Source organism: Roseibium salinum, assembly GCF_026240905.1.
GTDB classification, from domain to species: Bacteria; Pseudomonadota; Alphaproteobacteria; order Rhizobiales; family Stappiaceae; genus Roseibium; species Roseibium salinum.
Window position 1 is genome coordinate 372,925 of record NZ_JAPEVI010000001.1, and the last position, 20,328, is coordinate 393,252.

A 20,328-nucleotide genomic window follows, 5' to 3' on the forward strand; every position below is an offset into this window, starting at 1 on the left:
TTGGCGGCTGTCGGAGCCGGAGATCACCCCTTTCCCGGGGAAGCCGCGGCCGATGCCCGACACGGTGACTTACGAATTCATCAATGGCTGGGTCGATACGGGCGATCTGCCTTGCCGCGAGGCCTTGCGGGAGATGTTGCCGGGACGGCGAATTGACCTTCGGGATTGTCCGCCCCTGACCAGTCTTCATGCCGGCGGAGAGGACCGTCGTGTGGATTTCTCGACATTCCGTTTCACCGCGGACCTCATTTCCAGGTGGGCGCAATGCGAGATCGAGGCCGAGGCCCCCGTCACCGCCGTATTGGAGGCGGAAACCTGCGGCTCCCTGCGGATCTGGGCCGCAGAGAAAGAGGTTCTGTGTTTCGAGCCTTTCGAGCGCAACGCGGCACACCGGAAACGTTTTGAACTGCCGCTCGACAGCGGCACGACAAAGCTGACCGTGCGCCTGGAAGACCTGCATGAGCGGGACACATACTGCTTTTTCCGGTTGACCCTGGTCGAAGGAAGCGGGCTTTCCGTTCGCGGTGCAGGCGAGAAAGTGGATCGCGCCCGGGCCGTGATGAACAGCCTGCGCACGGACCGCATGTATTACCGGCAAGGCGGCTTGCACCTTGTCGCCGACGCCGTTCCGGACGAACCGGTCACGGTGCGGTTGCGTCCGGCGGATCTGCGCTCGGCCACGATGAACGTCCTGGCCGACCCTGCAACCGGGGAAGGAAAAGCGACGATAACGCAAGCCGGCAAGGCCGAACTGCTGATCGATACCGCGGAGCTCCATTCCGGCTGCATCGGACTGAATCTGACGACAGAAGCGGACGGCATCGAGATTTCCCGCGGGCTCGGGGCCACGGTGTTTCCCGATCCTGCGTGGATCCGCGGCGCCACACTTGACGACCGCCGTGCCGAGGCGCGCAGGTTGATTGCCGCCGCTGGGGCCGTGACGCCGTCGAGGGCGCTGGTCCTTCTTGCCGAAGGGCGGGTCACGGAAGCGGTGCCGCTGATGGAACCGGCCTTCCAGGCAATAGAAAACCGGCATGACTGCGCCGACTTCTTCATGATCGTCATGCTTCGCATCTGGCGGGATCACAGGGACAGGCTTCCGGGCGATGTCCGCTCCCGTCTGAAACGTGCCATCCTCGGCTTCCGCTACTGGCTCGACGAGCCCGGCAACGACGTCATGTGGTTCTGGTCGGAGAACCATGTTTTGTGTTTCCATGTTGCCCAGTATATCGCCGGAACCCTCTTCCCGAATGACGTCTTCCTGAATTCGCAGCGGACCGGCGCAGAGCAGGCCCGGCTGGGCGCCGAACGGCTGCGGCGCTGGTTTGCCTCCGCGGAAGAGCACGGTTATGCCGAATGGAACTCGGCCGCGTATTATCCCATCGACTTCCTTGGTCTCCTGACGCTTGTCGACATGGCTGCCGATCCGGAGATCGCCGACAGGGCCCACCGTCAATGCGACGCCATTTTCTCGATGGTGGCCTTACATACGCTCGGCGGAACGCCATGCGGTTCCCAGGGGCGTGTCTATGAAAAGGAGCTGTTCGCCGGGCCGGCTACCGAACTGGGCGCGCTGGCCGCCGTCGCCTTTGGAGGTCCTTTCGTGCAGGGCTTCGAACGCGCCGCGTCGCTGCTGGCCGTCTCGCGCTACGTGCTGCCGGACCATCTGGAGCCGGTTTTGAATGTGCCTGCGGGCAGCAGTCTCGAGGCTGGTTACGTCCAGGGCCTTGGTGCCAATGCCAGGTTGTCCCTCTGGAAATCGGACGCCTCCCTCCTCTCCTCTGTTGCCGACCACAAGACCGGTGCCGCCGGGCACCAGCAGCATGTTGTGGACCTTATGCTGGCGGCCGATCCCTTTGCGCGGCTCTGGGTGAACCATCCGGGCGATCTCAAGCCCTGGGGTGGATCGCGTCCGTCCCTGTGGGCCGGTTCAGCCGTCGTGCCGCGCGTCGCCCAGGCAGGCAACATGGCCATGATGATCTTCGATCTTGACCGGCAGGGGCACCCGATCGGCTTTACCCACGCCATGGTTCCTCACGAGATCCTCTATGAAGTCGAAGCCGACGGCACCGGATGGATCTTCGCGCGCAAGGGTGAGGGCTACGCGGCCTTGTGGGCGAGCACGCCGCCGACCTGCCAGAAGACCGGTCTGTACGCCGGTTCCGAGTGGCGGGTGAACACGCGGCAGGCCGGCTGGCTGGTGATCGCCGGTGCGCAGTCGCTGGACGGTTCGTTCGACGTCTTCAAGGAAAAGGCAGGATCGCTCGCCCCGTCCTTCGACGCGGGCCGCTGCCGCCTGCAGGCCGGTGAGCATCTCCTCGATTTCGACGGCGGACTGTTTCACAGAAACGCCCCCCAACCATTCCGGCACATGACGATCCATCCGCAAATTCGATGGGACCAGGGGGCGTACCGGCCCCTCGGTCATCGAGGCGCGGCATTGAGCGGGGTCGAATAACCGATGAGCCTCAAGACGATCGCCGAAAAAACAGGCGTATCGCCGTCGACCGTCAGCCGTGTCCTCAACGGTACTGCAAAGATCTCGGACGCAGTCCGCGCACGCGTCTTCGATGTGGCGCGCGAGGTCGGCTATCTGGACGACAGGGCACGGAAAGGCATGCAGGGAGCCCTGCGGTCCCTGGCCGTGGCCGTCCCGGAGGCCCTGCTTGCGCCATCGGACACGAATTACGTTTCCTGGACCATATTCGACGGATTGCGCAAGGCGGCCGCCGAACGCGGAATTGCCCTGCAGCCCATAGTTTCCGAAGGCGACAAACTGGATCCGAAGACGGTCCCTGTCGAACTGAGGAAAATGCAATGCGACGGTATCGTCGTCTTTTTCGACGAGAACCCGCAAGTTCTGAAGGAAGTCGCCAGGCTGCGCAAGCCGACTGTGCTGCTGGCAGGCCAGGACCCGTCGATGCATATCCCGTCCGTGGGGATCGGCAACCGGTATGGCGCTCGGCTGGGGACCGATTACCTGCTCGGCCTTGGTCACCGGCGGATCGGGCTTCTGACCTGGAAGGGGCGCTATACCATCCGTCAGCGCGAGGACGGTTACCGCGAAGCCATGGAGCAGGCCGGTGCCGGGACAGATGTCTTTTGCCTTTCCGGTTTCAATCCCGCACTGGCAGAGCAGGAGATTTTAGGACTGATCGCCTCCGGCCGCTTCCAGGGCCTAAGCGCCCTTTTCTGTCTCGCCGACAACGTGGCGCTTGCCGCCATGCGTGCTTTGGCGAAATCCGGTTATTCCGTACCCGGCGACTTGTCGATTCTGGGGTTCGACGATGCGGTCGCCGGAGAACTGACGCGCCCGCCCCTTTCGACGGTTCATGCGCCACTTCTGCATATCGGTCCGGCGGCTCTCGACGAACTGGAACATCAGTACCGGAATAACAGAACCGGCCAACCGGTCCGGCGGATTGAGCTCGGCTGCTCGCTCGCAATTCGTGACTCTTGCAAAGAGTACGCAGCATGAGGCCCTGTCGTCAGTGAAAAGTCTCTCTGAGCTGCAAACAGCGTTCTTCAGACACTCAGCTGAAACTGCCGGCGTCCGGAATGGACAAATCGTCCCGAAGCAAAGACGGCTTTTGCGAACTCTGTAAACTCGGCTTCGAGATCCTGCGTGGCGATTCACGCCGCGGATCGCGGAAGTTGATGGCGTTCGGTGAGCCCGCTCAAGACCGGCGGCCAGCGGCAGTGCGGGTTGTGTGTAGCGACGGCTGACACGTCTGATAGTCGGTATATCCACTTTGCGCAGAAACAGTGACGTGGTGCCGCTAAGTTACTTGCCTGGCAATTTCCACATCGATTTTTTGGATATAGGTCTGTTCGAGCCTGGGAACAGGGCGGCAGGCCGCCGGCGGCCTCTCGCCCGATCGCAGATTTACACGTGCCCACATTTCTGAGGTACGCACCCCAGGCGAAGTACAGCAACATTAGAACAACAAGAAATAGGGATGTTGAATTGTCGGAACCTGCGCTTGAACTCGAAGATCCCCTGTTTGCGCGGCCGCGCACTGCCGGGACGGGGTTCGATGAGATGCTCACACACATAACACCCGCCCGAGCTCTCGAAGTCGAACCGCCCACGTGCCGGAAACCATTCGAATGGCGTACCGAACTCGTGATGGGCGCTGGTATCAACCTGCTTCAAGCACGCTATGGCGGCTCATTTACGTACGCGCCCCGCGCGCCGAATGGTTCCCTGATCCTCCGCTTCTGCGGCGCGGGAGCGGCGGAAGTCACTGTCAGGGGCAAGAAGGTCACCAATACACGGGGAACCGTCCTTGTCGCCCCATGGGGTGACATAAACCGCACAACCGTACTGCCCGACGCCCGGGCAAACCTGCCGGCTGCATCTACATTCATCGGCATCAGTCCCGAAATTGTGAACGACTGCCTGCGGGATATGTTTCCGGACCTGATGCTCAAGCAGTTCGAATTCATGCCGTTGCTGGATCTCGACACCAGGCATGGCCAGATGCTGGCCTCTCTCTGCAGAGGCGTCGCCCAGGGCATGATCGGAGAACGGCTGCTGGCAAGGTCCGAAAAAGCGGCCTTGCTCCTCAGCGAGGCGATTGTCCGTTTCCTGTTCGAAGAAGTTGATCACCGGGCAGGCGACTATGGCCGGCAACGATCGCCCGGTGTGGTGCCGCGTCATGTCAAGAGAGCCATCGACTTCATGCACGCCAACATGCATTTGCCCATCACGCTGACGGACATCTCCCGCGCCGCAGGTGCCAGCACACGGGCGCTGCAAATGGGCTTCAAGCAGTTTCGCGACACAACGCCCCTTGCCTACCTGCGGCAAATCCGGTTGCAAGCGGTACACTCGGAGCTCTCGAATAACGAAAACACTCTGACGATCCAAGAGGTTGCGCTCAAATGGGGCTTCAGCCACATGGGCCGGTTCTCGGCGCAGTACAGAGAAACCTTTGGTGTGTCACCTTCCATCACTGCAAAACGGGGAAGCCATAAATAGGCCTCCTCGGAAGATCTGTTAGTGGCTGCAGCGGCCCTCCGGACAAGACCTTTGAGCCGTCTCGTTCATGACGGGTTTGTGTGAGCGGAGCGTGTCTCGGCGCCAAAATGCGAAAGTTCTATCCGGATAACGAAAACTTCCTCTCCGTAAATTTATGGGTAAACCAAAAATTAATCAGCCGCTAGATAGCACGTAAAAGCACGAATAGCTGCTGATTTTACTTGGGAATTTTTTATGCGCCACCATGAATGCCCCGGAGGGAACATGCGTTTCTTGAATTTTCTTTCGGTAGGACAGCGGATAGCTGTTCTCTGTCTCCTGCCCCTTTTCGTCATCATTGGTATCGGTGTGAACGATCTGAGGTCGACCGGAAAGGAACTGGAGGAACGTACGTTCATCCTGGAAGTGTCATCCCTTGCGCCACTCGTCTCGAACTTGGTTCATGCGCTTCAGGTCGAGCGGGGCCTGTCGGCGGGTTTCATAGGCTCCAAGGGCCGGTTGTTCGCTGAAACAGTCAGGCAAGCCCGCATCGATGCCGATCAACGGCTTGACGTTTACCGAACGGGTCTTTCCGGCCCGACCGGGCGCCTGGCGATCCCCGAGTTCACCGAGCCATTCGAACGAGCGGCCTCCGCCTTGCGGAAACTGGATAGTGTTCGCAAAGATGTCGACCGTCTGTCGATGACCGTTCCTGAAACGGCGGCCTATTACACGGGTGTCATTTCGGATCTTGCCGCGATCATCGACGGCACCGTTACCGTCATAGAGCGGGGTTCGAGTTTGCGGCCCATGCTGGCCTATTCGGCTCTTGTTCAGGCCAAGGAGAAGTCGGGCATCGAACGTGCCATGGGAGCTGTCGGTTTCGGGGCGGGTCAATTCGATGACGCCACGTATCAGCAGTTCCTCAGCCTGGGAGCCGCGCAGAAGGTTCATCTGGAAACATTCCGGCGCCTCGCAACCGGCGAGAGCATCGACTTGCTGAAGGAGTTGGAAGCAGGCCCTGCGGAAAGCGCCGTGCAAAAACTTCGCGGTCTGGCTTACGGCGCCCCCTTCGGTGCCGATCTCTCGTCGGCATCCGCGACACAGTGGTTCAACGACAGCACGGCGCGAATTGAGGCCCTGAAGACCATTGAAGACAGTCTGGCAAGCCAGATTGTCGCCTGGGCGTCCGAGGGGAAAGCATCCTCGTCCAGGACGTTCTACGGCCTTGTCTTCATTCTGGCGGCACTTCTTGTCACGACGGCAGTCATATCGCTGACCGTGGCCCGGTCGATAACCCGTCCCGTGCTCAGCATGGAACGCGCCATGCAGCGCCTGGCCGACAATGACACGGCAGTCGAAATCCCCGCCACCGACCTGCGGGACGAGATCGGCCGGATGGCGCGTGCCGTTCAGGTCTTCAAGGACCAGGCGATCGAGAAAATCCGTCTTGAAGAAGAGCATGCCGTCCAACAGGAACGGAGCAAGCTGCACGAGCGGGAAATCCGCGATCAGATGGCGGCTGCGTTCGAAGCCGCGGTCGGCGGCGTCGTGAAGAACGTCGCCGCCACGGCGACCCGGATCAACAGCGCCGCCAAGGGTCTTTCCTCCAGTTCGGAGGAAACATCGCAGCAATCCAGCGCGGTTGCGGCTGCTGCCGAACAGACGTCCATGAACGTTCAGACCGTATCGGGGGCTGCCGAAGAGCTGACGAGTTCCGTTCGCGATATCAACCGTCAGGTCACCGAGTCTGCAACCGCGGCCCGCGACGCCGTCGACAAGGTCGCCGAAACCAGCAAGCGGGTCTCCGTCCTGGCCGATGCGTCGGAAAAAATCGGCGAAGTTCTGTCGATCATCAACGAGATCGCGGACCAGACAAATCTTCTGGCACTCAACGCCACCATCGAAGCGGCGCGCGCCGGAGAGGCTGGAAAAGGCTTTGCCGTTGTTGCCGCGGAAGTGAAGGAACTTGCCGCACAGACCAGCAAGGCGACCGAAGAAATCGAAAAGCAGGTCAAGAGCATCCAGTTGGCGACTGAAGACACCGCTACCTCGACACAGGCGATCGGAACAACGATCATGACCCTGGAACAGGTTTCCAGTGCCATCGCCTCGGCGGTGCAGGAGCAGGAAGCCGCCACCGGAGAGATCGCCCGGAACATCCACCAGGCCGCCAGCGGAACCAGCGAAGTGACCCGGAACATCTCCGGCGTCTCGCAGGCCGCAGCAGAGACCGGACAGGCGAGTGCCGAGCTTCTGAATCTGGCCGATGATCTGTCCGTTCAATCAGGCCATCTGCGCGATGAAGTCGATAGGTTCCTGGCCCACGTCCGGGCTGCCTGAGGCCATCGAGACGGCCTGACGGCCGCTAATGGTTTGCCTTCTGGCCGGGTCTGGTGATTAAATTGAACGCACTGGCATCAAAACCGCAAGAATCGGTCGGTGATTGCCGCCGACAGCCAAATGCTGCTGAGAGTGATCCATGCGGTCAGTGCAAAGACGGAGGCGCCGGTGACCCCGGCGCCGACGGCGCATCCGCCCGCCAGCATGCCGCCGAATCCCATGAGTGTCGCGCCGACAAGATAACGCGTCATGGAACTGCCGTTCTCAAATCCCTGCAACACGAGTTCACGGCTGAAAAACGCGGCCACAAACGAGCCGATAAAAACACCGGGCACCAGGCCGATATCGTAGCCCAGCATATCTCCGGGTGGCGACAGGATCAGCATCAGCGTGTCGGCTGAAGGACCGGTGAAGGTGACGCCTTCGACCTGCACCGGATCGAACGCCTGCCGTGCCATGGACGAGGTGAACCACCAGGCCAGCGCGATGGCAAGGCCGGCACCTGCCGCGGCCGTCAGCTGCCGGATTTTCAACCGGGCCCGCCATGCAAAGACCAATCCGGCGAACAGCCATAGACAGGCAAAGGCGATGGTCAAGTTGAAGGTCAGGCCGAATTGAACCGTCAGGTCATTGCCGCCGATGTCGCTCGTGGTCCACAGGCCGGCAAGCCATTCCCTGGCCGGCCGCAGGATACCCCGCAGGCTGGCCTGCGCCACAACGGCGAAGACGAGACCTGAGAGCAATGCGCGCAGGTTCCCTGTTGCGGAAAGAACCAGCAGACGGCTGGCACAGCCGCGCGCAAAGATCATCCCCGCTCCGAACATCAGTCCGCCGAGCACAGCGCCCGAAAGGCTTTGCGGAGATGCAAGCTGACGCGCCTCGCCCGCCTGCACTTCACCGAAATGAATAAGGAGCTGTGTGCCGACAAGAGCCGAAGCGAATGCAAGCAGCCAGACCGGCAGGCGGTCGGCCGGAGAACCCCGCGAGAATTCCAGGACAGCCGCCCTCAGGCAAAACCGGCTCTGCTGCGCGAACGCACCAAACAGCACACCGACAGTCAGCCCGCCGAACGTCAGAAGCCATGCTTCCGGCATCCTGTCCAGAAGATACTCCAGATCCATCAAGCTCCCCTTCTCACGGCCTCTACCCAGGCAGCTTTGCGTTGGTCCGCACGATTGCTCATTGACCTTTCTCAAGGACACATAGATAAATTCAAAAGTTTGCATATGTGGAGAGGAATCATGAAAAGATCGGGATTTTCCGGAGTATCGAGACGGGATGTGTTGGTGGGCGGGCTGGCCCTGACCGCGACGAGCCTCGTCGGGCCCGTGCGCAGGGCATCGGCACAGACGAGCCTTGCAATTGGGGATCACGAGATCACGGTGTTTTCGGACGGACACCTGACTCTGCCGATGAACTTTGCCCTGCCGGAACAGAGCGCGGACGAAATCGCCGAAGTGTTGACGCCGCACGGGCTTGCGACCAATGCCCTGATGCCGGACTGCAATGTCACCCTGCTGCGCACCGGCGATCGGCTGGCACTGTTTGATGTCGGGTCGGGAAGCAATTTCCAGTCGACCGCCGGAGAGCTTCTGTCGCGGCTCGAGGAAGCAGGTATCGATCCGGCGGACATCACCGATGTGGTTCTCACGCACGGCCATCCGGATCATCTCTGGGGTATGCTCGACGAGTTCGATGATCCGCTGTATCCGCAAGCCGTTGTCTGGGTGCCTCAGGCGGAATGGGACTATTGGCGCGCGGACGATACCCTGGCCGGCACGCCGGACGAGCGGAAAAGCTTTGTGGTGGGCGCGCAGGCCCGTTTTGCGGCGATTGAAGAGCAGGTCGCCATGATCGCGCCCGGTCAGGAGGTGCTGCCCGGTGTCGAAGCGGTCGACACGCGCGGACATACGCCGGGCCATATGTCCTATGCGATCCATGCCGGTTCCGAGAGTGTTTTCGTCATCGGCGATGCGATCTCAAATGCCGTGATTTCCTTCGAAAGACCGGACTGGGCATCAGGAACGGACCAGGACCGGGACCAGGGAATCGCGACGCGCAAGATGCTGCTGGACCGGCTTGCGCGGGATCAGTCGAAGATAATCGGGTATCATTTCCCTCATCCGGGCAGCGGACGTGTTGAAAAGACCGGCTCCGGCTACCGGTTCAGCGCGCTCTGACTACTCGGCGGCGGTATGGTGCGAACGGAAAAGCCCCAGGACAGACCCTTCCATCAGCCAGGCGAGCCCAAGCCTGGCGCCGAGAGCCATGGACAGCATGACGACCGGTGCGGAGACAGCGAGCGTCGAAAAGGCGGTTATCCCCTGCCCCACCGTGCAGCCCATGGCAAAGACACCGCCGATTCCCATCAGGGTTCCCCCCAGGATATGGCGACCAAGTTCCCTGGCATCGTCACAGGCTTCCCAGCGGATGTCCCGCTTCCAAAGAGCCGCAATGACGGCGCCGGCCAGCGTGCCGGCGATCAGACCGACGCCATAGTCGGGCCAGGTCCCGGTATAGGTGATCAATTGCATGATCGTGTCGCCAACCGGAACCACAAAGGATCCGGCTTCGATCTGCACGGGATAAAAGGACCGTGCCGCGGCAAATGTGGTCGCCCACCAGCCGAACGAAATCACCGCGCCTATGACGACGGCTGCGCCGATCTTGGTATGCTGGCGCCGGAAGGAGGCTGATTTGAAGATCCATGCGAGGCCGGCAAGTGCGACTGCCACGGCCACCGCTTCCTGGAGCCGCAAACCGGACCAGGCGGACAGGATGTCGCCGATCGACTGGCTGCCCGCCGTCTCGAATGAGATCGCCAGATTGTCGACCAGTGGAACGCGGAGAATGCCGACGATCCCCCGTTGGGCGGCAAGCGCCGAAAGGCCGATCACGGTCAGCACCATCAGTGCCCTCAGGCTGCCGCCGCCAAGGCGCAACACCGCGCCGAAGCCGCAGGTCCCCACAAGAGCCATCCCGACCCCGAACATAAGGCCCCCGACAATGGCACCGGTCCAGGGAAAAGCAGATGACAGGTAAAAGGATGCTTGAATATCGGCAAGGCCAAAAGCGGCCAGAAGCTGCGTGCCGACAAGCGCCGATATCGAGGCCAGGACCCAGATGCGCAGGCCGTCGCTGTCACCGGCGTACCAGTGGCGTTCCAGCGCCGACAGTGTACAGAAATGAGTTGCCCGGGCGACAAAGCCCAATACAATCCCTGCAAGCACGCCCAGAAGCAGTGCCAGCATCTCAGGGGCAAGTGTGATCATCTTCGTGTTGCCGTTGTGCTCTCATGGGGCTTGCTGAAGCGTCTCCCCAAAAATCGCTGCGAGGCGATCTGATCCGAACGTAGCAGCCGGCACCCCAGGCAGCAAACAAAGTCGTTGCTGCGCCGCAGTACTTGTTGCGGGTCTACGTGTCCTTGGACCGGATGTCCCTGCAGAACAGGTCATAGAGGTTCGCAATAATCGAGCTCACTTCGTCGCTTGCGAGACTGTAATAGATCATGCGGCCGTCGCGGCGGGACTTCACCAGACCTTCCAGGCGGAGCCTTGCCAATTGCTGGGACACCGCGGCCTGCGGCATGGTCAGGATTTCTTCGAGCTCGGAAACGGACTTTTCGCCTTCCGACAACAGGCACAGGATCACGAGGCGTACTTCGTGGGACAGTGCCTTCAACAGATCACTGGCCTTTCTCGCCTGCTCCATCAGCAGGTCGAGGTCCTTTTTGTCCATGTCTTTGTCAATCACCGGCAGGTGCATGAACAACTCGCGTGTCCGTCAGCTGCATCTGAGGCAGCGGATTGGTGGATCCCATCAAACTGATACATGCCCGAAGTCGCCGGTAGGATCAACTTGCTTGGTCCCATGCCCTGGCGAATAGGCTGTAATCATTGGCTTCCTGTCCCTGTTCGCCCCTGTGGAGGCAGCTTATCGAGCATCTGCGTCAGCAGCGGCCAGAAGAAGTGTTCACCCGGATAGCCGCGCAGGCGGTCGATTTCGATGCCGTCTTCAACCAGAATGAAGGTGGGCGTCAGGCGTCCCCTCGCAACGGCCGACAAATCGTCCGGCCATCGATCCGTGATGTCGATCCGCCGAAGGGGCGCTTGCCGGCCTTCTGCGGTTTTCGCATAGGCCACGCCGATTTCCTCGTTCCAGCGCTTGCACCAGACGCAGCCGGGTTGCTCCAGCATGATGAGCTCGGCCGCAACGGTTGGCGGTGAATGGTGAACGGCAGCGAACAGGACTGCGGCAAGCAGGCTGAAGCGCAAAGTGAGGGGCATCGGAGCACTCCGGAATTTCTGTGATTGCAATATATAGAAACTTTTGAATATATAAAAGCATTCGTTCGCATTTCACCGGGAGTAAATGGATGCTCGACGTATCACTGGGCGCAGCCTTTCTGGCCGGACTTCTGTCCTTCGTGTCGCCCTGCGTGTTGCCAATCGTGCCGCCATACCTTTGTTATCTCGCCGGAGTCAGTGTCGACGAACTCAAGGGTACGGCGGAAACCACGGGAAGCGGGCGGCGAATCATTGCCGCAGCCATCGCCTTTGTCCTCGGGTTCACGGTCGTCTTTGTCGCCCTCGGCGCAACGGCAAGCGTAATCGGCCAGTCGATCGCACGCTACTACGACATTCTTTCCTATGTCGCCGGCGCGATCATCATCGTCATGGGACTGCACTTTCTCGGCGTTTTCCGGATCGGCCTGTTGTTCCGGGAAGCACGCATTCATGTGGAGAGTAAGCCTGCCGGACTTGCCGGCGCGTTTCTCATGGGCCTGGCCTTTGCCTTTGGCTGGACGCCGTGCGTCGGCCCGGTTCTGGCAGCCATTTTGTTCGTTGCCGGTTCTTCGGACACGACATGGTACGGCGCGGGGTTGCTGGCGGTCTACGCTCTCGGCATCGGCTTGCCGTTCATCCTGGCTGCCGCCTTTGCCGGACGGTTCCTGCAGCTTTCTGGCCGGTTCCGCAAGCACATGGGCATCGTGGAAAAGGTGATGGGCGGCTTTCTTGTGCTGACGGGCCTGCTCTTCATCACCGGCCAGATGTCGGCGATCGCCTTCTGGCTTCTCGAATCTTTCCCGGTTTTTTCGCAAATCGGCTGACTGTCCCTGGGAGGACCAAACATGCGTATCTGGAAAAGTCTCGTTCTCGGTCTCGGCCTGCTGACCGCCTGTTCCATTTCGGCCAGGGCGGTCACGCTCGGCGACGATGGCCTGCACAAGCAACCCTGGTTCACGGTGACTTTCCGCGACATTGCCGAGGACATCCAGACCGCCGAGGACGAGGGCAAACGGCTGGCGATCGTCTTCGAACAGCGCGGCTGCATCTATTGCCGGCAGATGCATGAAAAGATTCTCTCCGATCCCGAGGTCTCCGACTACATCAAAGAGAATTTCATCGTCGTTCAGTACAATATGTTCGGCGACGAAGAGGTGATCGATCTCGATGGCGACGAGTTGACCGAGAAGACGGCGGCCCGCAAATGGGGCTATGTCTTCACCCCGACGATTGTCTTCCTGCCTGAAACGAATCCCGGCGGCGGAACGGTCTCCGAAGCGGCGGTTGCGACCATGCCCGGGGCATTCGGCAAATGGACTTTCCTCAACATGTTCCGCTGGGTGCGAGAAAAAGGCTACGAAAGCGACGAGCATTTCCAGAAGTATCATGCTCGCATTATCAATGAGTTACGGGAAAAGGGCCGCCTCGACGCCGAGTAGGATTTCCCGCAGGGGGATCCAAATCCGCGTTCAGGCAAAAAGCTTATTGCAAAACACATTCAAAAAATCATATATTTTAATATGAGAGGGACAGGCAGACCGAAACCGGACTGCCGATGAAACGGAAAGCCGGATAAGAGCTCGCCGTTTGCACTGAGGAGGAAAGCCGACACAATGAGAAAGGGCGCGAGATTAACGAGCCTTCCGGCCGTCCTGGCTGGTTTGGCCGCCATGGCCGCTTCCGCGGCAACCGCGGAAACGATAGCCCCGGACAGCGTAGCCATCGAAGACATGCAACTGACGCAGTCGCTCACCGGAGCAGCGGGAGACCCTGTTGCCGGCCGTGAGGCCTTCGCCGACCGGAAACGGGGCAACTGCCTCGCCTGCCACGTCAACGCCGATCTGGATTCGGAACTGTTTCACGGAGAAGTGGGGCCTGTCCTGGACGGTGCCGGTGACCGCTGGAGCGAAGCGGAACTGCGCGCCATCGTGGTGAACAGCAAGGACGTGTTCGGCGAACAGACCATCATGCCGGGTTTCTACACACTGAACGTCGGCGTCAACGTCGACGAGGAACACGCCGGCAAAACCATTCTGAGCGCTCAGGAGGTGGAAGACGTGGTCGCCTACCTCACGACGCTGAAGGAAGACTGATCTCGGAAGCGAGGAAGCAAGAGATGACTTTTACACGACGCCAGGTGTTCGGCCTGTCCGCAGGTGCCGCAGCCTTCGTGGCCTTTGCGCCAGGGCTTTCATTCGCAGCCACCGACAAGACCGACGCCGCCATCAAGGAATTCACGGGCGGCGCGACGCCGGCTGAGGGAACGGTTTCCCTCGACACGCCGGAAATCGCCGAGAACGGCAATACGGTCCCGGTCGGCGTTTCGGTCGACAGTCCGATGACCGCCGACAATTACGTGGAGTCCGTGCTCATTCTGGCGGATGGCAACCCCAACCCGCTGGTCGCGACCTTTCACTTCACCGCGATGAGCGGTGTCGCTGAGGCCAAGACGCGGATTCGACTGGCAAAAACCCAGGACGTGATTGCCGTCGCGAAAATGAATGACGGGTCGACCTACATCGACCGCAAGGAAGTCAAGGTCACCATCGGCGGCTGCGGCGGCTGAAGCGCATTTGCAGCCACGCGAACAGCAAATCCGGCAGCTGACTTGCCGGCACAGCCACAGGCGAGACAGCAGGAATATAAAGGTACAAGTTCATGGCAGATCCAAAACCCCGCGTGAAAGTGCCCAAGAAGGCATCCAAGGGTGAAGTCATCACCATCAAGACGCTCATCAGCCATCCGATGGAGTCCGGCCAGCGCAAGGACAAGGAAGGCAACCTCGTTCCGCGCCAGATCATCAACAAGTTCACCTGTGAATTCGACGGGCAGGTCGTTTTTACCTGCGACATGGACCCGGCGGTTTCGGCGAACCCCTACCTGGAGTTCAACGCGAAGGTCGAAGAAAGCGGCACCTTCAAGTTCACCTGGGTCGATGACGACGGAAGCGTTTACGAGACGGAGAACAAGATCGCGGTCGAATAGACCGCAATCTTTCCCAGCCGCGACAAGTCGGGAGGAGACGATTTGGCCAGATCCATGAGACTTTCTATAGCAGCAGGCGTCGCCATTGTGCTCGGCGCTCAAGGTGCAGCATTTGCCGGCGGGCCGTCGGATGACAAACTCGTCATTGACGGCGAACTGGAAATCACGACACGCACGGCGGCCCCGGAAGGGCATCCGCTGGACGAGCTGATTTCCGGCTGGCACTACCGAACCGAGGAGACCCGTGCCCTGGAGGCCGACAGCTTCCAGAACCCGGGGATGCTCTATGTGGAGCGCGGCGAGGAAATCTGGAACACCGTTGAAGGTGATGCCGGCAAATCCTGCGCTTCGTGCCACGGCGACGGCGAGGAATTCCTGAAAGGGCTCGGTGCAAACTACCCGAAATGGAACGCCGATGCGGGCAAGCCGTACAATATCGAGCTGCAGATCAACGCCTGCCGCGAAGCCAATATGGGTGCCGAACCCTACAAGTTCGATGATACGGACCAGAAGTCCCTGACCACCTTCATCAAGCATCAGTCCCTCGGCACGCCGATCGAGGTTGACTTGAGCGAAGGCGACATGAAGGCCTGGTGGGAGAAGGGCAAGGAGCTCTATTACACCCGCACGGGCCAGCTGAACCTTGCCTGCGCGACCTGTCACGAGGACTACAACGGCACCTATATCCGTGCCGACCACCTCAGCCAGGGCAATGTCAACGGTTTCCCGACCTATCGTCTGAAACAGAGCGCAATGGTGTCGCTGCACAATCGCTTCCGCGGCTGTATCCGTGACACCAGGGGCGCATTCCCGGCGGCCTTTTCCGACGATCTCATGGCTCTGGAGGTCTACGTGACCTGGCGCGGTACCGGCCTGGATGTCGAAACGCCGGCGGTTCGCCAATAGGCGGCCGCCAGTGGCCGGCGCGGCTGCAGCCCGCGCCGGCTCCTCCGCCGTCTCGCGGCATCATAAATCATTCATCCGGATTGGATGATCGAGGTGCCCGGAATTTCCGGGCGCCAAGCATAAATTCGTGCACACGGCCAGCGCAGGCTGGCTGCCTATCGGAGGCAAGGAATGTTCTCAAGACGTGAATTCCTGATGGCGGCAACGGCTACCAGCGCCCTGCTCGGCTCGGGAATGGCTGGTTCGTGGTCCCGGCTGCTGGCGCAACAGGCGCTGAGCGAGGATCAGCTTCTGCAGATGGAAGCGAAGGGGCAACTGACCCTCGTGCACATCACCGATATCCACGCCCAGCTCAAACCGATCTATTTCCGCGAACCCTCCATCAATCTGGGGATTGGCGATGTTGCGGGCAAACCGCCCCATGTCACCGGTGCCGATTTCCTTAAACTCTACAACATCGAACCAGGTTCACCGGATGCCTACGCTCTCACCAGCGAAGACTTCGGCGCGCTGGCTGGCAGCTACGGCAAGATGGGCGGCATGGACCGGGTGGCCACCGTCATAAAGCGCATTCGTGCCGAGCGCGGTGACGACAATGTGCTGCTTCTTGATGGCGGCGACACCTGGCAGGGCAGCTATACGTCCAACATGACCCTCGGCCAGGACATGGTCACGGTGATGAACGCGCTCAAGCCCGACGCAATGACCGGCCATTGGGAATTCACCTATGGCACGGACCGCGTACAGGAACTCATCGAGTCCCTGCCCTTCGCGTTCCTCGGATCGAACATCTATGACAATGAATGGGACGAGCCGGCGTTCGAAGCCTGGAAGATGTTCGAGCGCGGCGGCGCAAAGGTGGCGGTCATCGGCCAGGCCTTTCCCTACACGCCGATTGCCAATCCCCGCTGGATGATGCCGGGCTGGTCCTTCGGCATCCGCGAGGAAGACGTCGCCAAGCACGTCGAGGAAGCGCGGGAGGAAGGTGCCGATCTCGTCGTGCTGCTGTCGCACAACGGCTTCGATGTCGACCGCAAGCTCGCCTCCCGCGTCGACGGCATCGACGTCATCCTGACAGGACACACCCACGACGCATTGCCCGAGCCGGTGATCGTAAACGATACGCTGGTGATTGCTTCCGGCTCGAACGGCAAGTTCGTTTCACGGCTCGATCTCGACATCAGGGACGGCAAACTCGCCGGTTACGCCTACCGGCTCATTCCGATCTTCTCCGACGTCATCACGCCGGATGGGGAGATGGCCGCGCTGATCGATCAGGTGCGTGCGCCCTACGAACAGGATCTGTCCCGCGTTCTCGGCAAGACCGAGAACCTTCTTTACCGGCGGGGCAATTTCAACGGCACGTTCGATGACCTGATCTGTCAGGCCCTCCTGGAAGAACGGGACGCTCAGATAGCACTCTCGCCCGGTTTCCGGTGGGGCACCAGCCTTCTCCCGGGACAGGAGATCACCTTCGAAGACGTGCACAACGCCTGCGCCATGACCTACCCGGCAGCCTACCGGTCCACGATGAGCGGTCAGATGCTGAAGGACATCCTGGAAGACGTTGCCGACAACCTCTTCAACAAGGATCCCTATTACCAGCAGGGCGGCGACATGGTCCGTGTCGGCGGCATGGGCTACACGATCGATCCGGACAAGGAGATCGGTGAGCGCATCACGAACATGACGCTGCTGTCTTCGGACGAAGCAATCGATCCGGCAAGAGACTACGTCGTCGCCGGCTGGGCCTCGGTCAACGAAGAGACTGAAGGGCCGCCGATCTGGGACGTCGTCGAAAGCCATATTTCCAAAAACCCAGTCGTCAGATTGCCGGACAACCAGTCCGTGACACTTGCCGGCTGATGTCTTGAGCATGAGGATCATTCATGAGTGACAAGACCACTTCCCCGATACCCAACCTGTCGCGCAGGTCGCTGCTGAAGGCAGGTCTGGCAACAGGACTTACCGCAGGCGCCGTGGGCTCAGCGCGCGCGGGCGGCGACCCGCTGATTACCGAGATACAGGAGTGGAACCGGTATCTCGGCGACGGCGTGCAAGCCCGCCCATATGGCACGCCGTCGGAATTCGAAGCCCATGTGGTGCGCAGGGATGTTGAGTGGCTGACCGCTTCGACCGAAAGTTCGGTCAACTTCACGCCGCTCCACGAACTCGACGGTATTCTCACGCCGAACGGCCTCTGCTTCGAGCGCCATCACGGCGGTATCGCCGAGATCGACCCTGCCGCCCATCGGCTGATGATCAACGGGCTGGTCGACACGCCGCTCGTCTTCACCATGGAAGACCTGAAGCGCTTTCCGCGCGAGAACCGGATCTACTTCCTGGAATGTGCCGCCAATTCCGGCATGGAGTGGCGCGGATCACAGCTCAACGGCTGCCAGTATACCCACGGCATGGTTCACTGCGTGATGTATACCGGTGTTCCCTTGAAGCTGATCCTGGAAGAGGCCGGCATCAAGACCAACGCCAAGTGGGTGATGCCGGAAGGCGCCGATTCCTCGGCCATGACCCGGTCCATTCCGATGGAGAAGGCGCTGGACGATTGCCTGGTCGCCTTCAAGATGAATGGAGAGGCGCTGCGGCCCGAGCAGGGCTACCCGCTGCGCCTGGTCGTGCCGGGCTGGGAAGGCAACATGTGGGTCAAGTGGCTGCGCCGCATCGAGGTCGGCGACCAGCCCTGGCACCAACGCGAAGAAACGTCCAAGTACACCGACCTTCTCGAAAACGGCAAGGCACGCCGCTTCACCTGGGTCATGGACCCGAAGTCCGTCATCACGAGCCCCAGTCCTCAGGCACCGGTGCCTCACGGCAAGGGTCCGCTGGTTATCTCGGGAATCGCATGGTCCGGCAACGGCCGTATTTCGCGTGTCGACGTCTCGCTTGATGGCGGCCGCAACTGGACGACCGCGCGGTTGGACGGGCCAAGCCTGCCGAAGGCCATGCACCGGTTCTATCTCGATATCGACTGGGACGGATCGGATCTTCTGCTCCAGTCCCGCGCGATGGATGAGCACGGCTTCTACCAGCCGACCAAGAATGAGTTGCGGGCCGAACGGGGAGAGAATTCCATCTACCACAACAACGGGATCCAGACCTGGCATGTCAAAGCAGACGGGACAGCGGAAAATGTCGAAGTTTCTTAAAAGCCTGAGCCTGGGCATAGCCCTGACCGCGGTGCCGCTGCTGAGTGCTGCTCACGCCGGCGATGCGGCAAAGGGTGAAAAGGTCTTCAAGAAATGCGCTGCCTGTCATGCCGTGGGCGAAGGCGCTCAGAACAAGGTTGGCCCGCATCTGAACGACATACTGGGCCGGACTGCCGGCACAGGCGAGGATTTCAAATACTCCAAGCCGATGATCGATGCCGGCAAAGCCGGACTGGTATGGGATGAGGCATCGCTCACGACCTATCTCGAAAAGCCGCGGGACATGATCAAAGGCACGAAAATGGCCTTCGCCGGCCTGCGCAAACAGGAAGACCTTGAGAATGTGATCGCCTATCTGGCCACCTTCTCCGGTAGTGCGCCTGAAGCGCAGGACCAGGGCGCCGCTGCTGAAGAAGCTACGGAAACCGAATTGGCGAGCGCAAGTCCCGCTCCTGTTTCGGCAACCCGCGAAGGCGGTGTTCTCGGTCTTGGCCGTGAAGCAACGCCGGAGGAGGTCGCCGCCTGGGATATCGACGTCAGGCCGGACGGCAAGGGGCTCCCGGTCGGCTCCGGCACGGTCGCCGAGGGCGAGGTGCTCTTCGCCGACAATTGCGCAGTGTGCCACGGGGATTTCGGCGAAGGCGTCGGCCGCTGGCCGGTTCTGGCAGGCGGCGAAGACACGCTGACGGACGAGCGTCCGGAAAAGACCATCGGCTCCTACTGGCCGTATCTTTCGACCGTCTACGACTATGTCCGCCGGGCAATGCCCTATGGCAATGCACGGTCTCTTTCGGACGACGACGTCTATGCCCTCACCGCATATCTTCTCTATCTGAACTATATCGTGGAGGACGAGGAGTTCGAGCTTTCCAATGAAAACTTCCTCGACCATCGCCTTCCCAACGAAGAGAACTTCATCGCCGACGACCGGGCCGAAGAGGCGCACTATGCCCGCAAAGGCGAGCCCTGCATGACCGACTGTAAGGCGGACCCGGTCACCATAACGATGCGGGCCCGCATTCTCGATGTGACGCCCGGGACCGTCGGCGATGATGAGGCTGCGGGAGTTGGCGGGGTCGACTGACATCATTTCGCGGGTCGATCCGGTTGAAACCGGATCGGCCGCATTTGGCCGCAAAGCGAACGCGGCGCCGTTAAAGGGAGGAAATGATGAAAATACCAGTCAGTGTGATGGTCGCCGCCTCGGCAATGCTTATGCTTGTCCAGGCCGCCGTTGCTCAGGAAAGTATCCATAAACTCGCCCTTCAGATCAGCGACAACGACCCGCAGAAGATGAATACCGTTCTCAACGTCGCCGCCAATGTTTCGCGCCACTACACGGATATGGCCGAGGAGATCGAAATTAAGATAGTCGCCTTCAATGCGGGACTTCACATGTTGAGATCAGACACTTCACCGGTCGCCGAACGCATGAAATCCTTCGCCCAGAGCATGCCCAACGTGTCGTTCGAGGCGTGCAACAACACCCTTGAAGCGATGGAAAAGAAGGAAGGCAAGGACATTGCGCTGCTCGACAATGTCGAGATTGTTCCGGCGGGTGTCGTCACACTGATGGAACTGGACGCTGACGGTTACACGATCGTTCGGCCCTAAGGTGGGCAAAGCCAGTCTGCGCAACAGCCTTTTTCTGCACCGGAAAATTGACCGGTTTCGGCAACAC

General features: G+C 60.5%; 19 protein-coding genes. 15 read left to right on the plus strand and 4 right to left on the minus strand.

Annotation, left to right across the window (positions count from 1 at the left end; translation table 11 throughout):
• Positions 1 to 52 precede the first annotated feature (52 nt).
• From ON753_RS01625 to ON753_RS01640, 4 genes are all read left to right on the plus strand, one after another.
• On the plus strand, positions 53 to 2,458 hold the full coding sequence (locus ON753_RS01625) for a hypothetical protein (RefSeq protein ID WP_265960808.1): 2,406 nt from the start codon (positions 53 to 55) through the stop codon (positions 2,456 to 2,458).
• 3 nt (positions 2,459 to 2,461) lie between these two features.
• Complete coding sequence (locus ON753_RS01630; protein WP_265960809.1) at positions 2,462 to 3,478, plus strand: LacI family DNA-binding transcriptional regulator; 1,017 nt, start codon at positions 2,462 to 2,464, stop codon at positions 3,476 to 3,478.
• A gap of 651 nt (positions 3,479 to 4,129) precedes the next feature.
• On the plus strand, positions 4,130 to 4,984 hold the full coding sequence (locus tag ON753_RS01635) for a helix-turn-helix transcriptional regulator (protein ID WP_265960810.1): 855 nt from the start codon (positions 4,130 to 4,132) through the stop codon (positions 4,982 to 4,984).
• Positions 4,985 to 5,248: 264 nt separating this feature from the next.
• On the plus strand, positions 5,249 to 7,306 hold the full coding sequence (locus tag ON753_RS01640) for a methyl-accepting chemotaxis protein (RefSeq protein WP_265960811.1): 2,058 nt from the start codon (positions 5,249 to 5,251) through the stop codon (positions 7,304 to 7,306).
• A 77-nt stretch (positions 7,307 to 7,383) separates the two neighbouring features.
• Here the strand turns inward: ON753_RS01640 and ON753_RS01645 are convergent, their stop codons facing one another.
• Positions 7,384 to 8,427 (minus strand): YeeE/YedE family protein, encoded by a 1,044-nt coding sequence (locus ON753_RS01645; protein ID WP_265960812.1) that lies wholly within the window; start codon positions 8,425 to 8,427, stop codon positions 7,384 to 7,386.
• A gap of 120 nt (positions 8,428 to 8,547) precedes the next feature.
• Between ON753_RS01645 and ON753_RS01650 the strand changes: the two genes are divergently transcribed.
• Positions 8,548 to 9,486: an MBL fold metallo-hydrolase gene (locus tag ON753_RS01650; RefSeq protein ID WP_265960813.1), complete on the plus strand. Its 939-nt coding sequence runs from the start codon at positions 8,548 to 8,550 to the stop codon at positions 9,484 to 9,486.
• Here ON753_RS01650 and ON753_RS01655 read toward each other — a convergent pair whose 3' ends face one another.
• The 3 genes from ON753_RS01655 to ON753_RS01665 form a co-directional block, all read right to left on the minus strand.
• Complete coding sequence (locus tag ON753_RS01655; RefSeq protein ID WP_265960814.1) at positions 9,487 to 10,578, minus strand: YeeE/YedE family protein; 1,092 nt, start codon at positions 10,576 to 10,578, stop codon at positions 9,487 to 9,489.
• Between the two features lie 142 nt (positions 10,579 to 10,720).
• Complete coding sequence (locus tag ON753_RS01660) at positions 10,721 to 11,071, minus strand: ArsR/SmtB family transcription factor (RefSeq protein WP_265960815.1); 351 nt, start codon at positions 11,069 to 11,071, stop codon at positions 10,721 to 10,723.
• A 128-nt stretch (positions 11,072 to 11,199) separates the two neighbouring features.
• Positions 11,200 to 11,592, minus strand: a complete 393-nt coding sequence (locus ON753_RS01665; protein ID WP_265960816.1) for a transcriptional regulator — start codon at positions 11,590 to 11,592, stop codon at positions 11,200 to 11,202.
• 89 nt (positions 11,593 to 11,681) lie between these two features.
• Here ON753_RS01665 and ON753_RS01670 point away from each other — a divergent pair, with 89 nt between their 5' ends.
• The 10 genes from ON753_RS01670 (at position 11,682) to ON753_RS01715 (ending at position 20,261) form a co-directional block, all read left to right on the plus strand.
• A complete protein-coding gene (locus ON753_RS01670) occupies positions 11,682 to 12,416 on the plus strand; it encodes a cytochrome c biogenesis CcdA family protein (protein WP_265960817.1) in 735 nt (244 codons plus the stop codon).
• Between the two features lie 21 nt (positions 12,417 to 12,437).
• A complete protein-coding gene (locus ON753_RS01675) occupies positions 12,438 to 13,031 on the plus strand; it encodes a thioredoxin family protein (protein WP_265960818.1) in 594 nt (197 codons plus the stop codon).
• 231 nt (positions 13,032 to 13,262) lie between these two features.
• Complete coding sequence (soxX, locus tag ON753_RS01680; protein WP_265960819.1) at positions 13,263 to 13,685, plus strand: sulfur oxidation c-type cytochrome SoxX; 423 nt, start codon at positions 13,263 to 13,265, stop codon at positions 13,683 to 13,685.
• Between the two features lie 23 nt (positions 13,686 to 13,708).
• Positions 13,709 to 14,158, plus strand: coding sequence for a thiosulfate oxidation carrier protein SoxY (gene soxY, locus ON753_RS01685; RefSeq protein ID WP_265960820.1), 450 nt, complete (start codon positions 13,709 to 13,711; stop codon positions 14,156 to 14,158).
• 92 nt (positions 14,159 to 14,250) lie between these two features.
• Positions 14,251 to 14,577 (plus strand): thiosulfate oxidation carrier complex protein SoxZ, encoded by a 327-nt coding sequence (soxZ, locus tag ON753_RS01690; protein WP_265960821.1) that lies wholly within the window; start codon positions 14,251 to 14,253, stop codon positions 14,575 to 14,577.
• A 54-nt stretch (positions 14,578 to 14,631) separates the two neighbouring features.
• A complete protein-coding gene (gene soxA, locus ON753_RS01695) occupies positions 14,632 to 15,483 on the plus strand; it encodes a sulfur oxidation c-type cytochrome SoxA (protein WP_265960822.1) in 852 nt (283 codons plus the stop codon).
• Positions 15,484 to 15,654: 171 nt separating this feature from the next.
• A complete protein-coding gene (gene soxB, locus ON753_RS01700; protein ID WP_265960824.1) occupies positions 15,655 to 17,349 on the plus strand; it encodes a thiosulfohydrolase SoxB in 1,695 nt (564 codons plus the stop codon).
• A 23-nt stretch (positions 17,350 to 17,372) separates the two neighbouring features.
• Positions 17,373 to 18,647, plus strand: a complete 1,275-nt coding sequence (gene soxC, locus ON753_RS01705; RefSeq protein WP_265960825.1) for a sulfite dehydrogenase — start codon at positions 17,373 to 17,375, stop codon at positions 18,645 to 18,647.
• Positions 18,631 to 19,731 carry a c-type cytochrome gene (locus tag ON753_RS01710; protein WP_265960826.1) on the plus strand — a complete coding sequence of 367 codons (1,101 nt, stop codon included), beginning with the start codon at positions 18,631 to 18,633 and terminating at the stop codon, positions 19,729 to 19,731. Before soxC ends, ON753_RS01710 begins: the two co-directional genes overlap by 17 nt.
• Before the next feature lie 83 nt (positions 19,732 to 19,814).
• On the plus strand, positions 19,815 to 20,261 hold the full coding sequence (locus ON753_RS01715; RefSeq protein ID WP_377047300.1) for a DsrE family protein: 447 nt from the start codon (positions 19,815 to 19,817) through the stop codon (positions 20,259 to 20,261).
• The last annotated feature ends 67 nt before the right edge of the window (positions 20,262 to 20,328 follow it).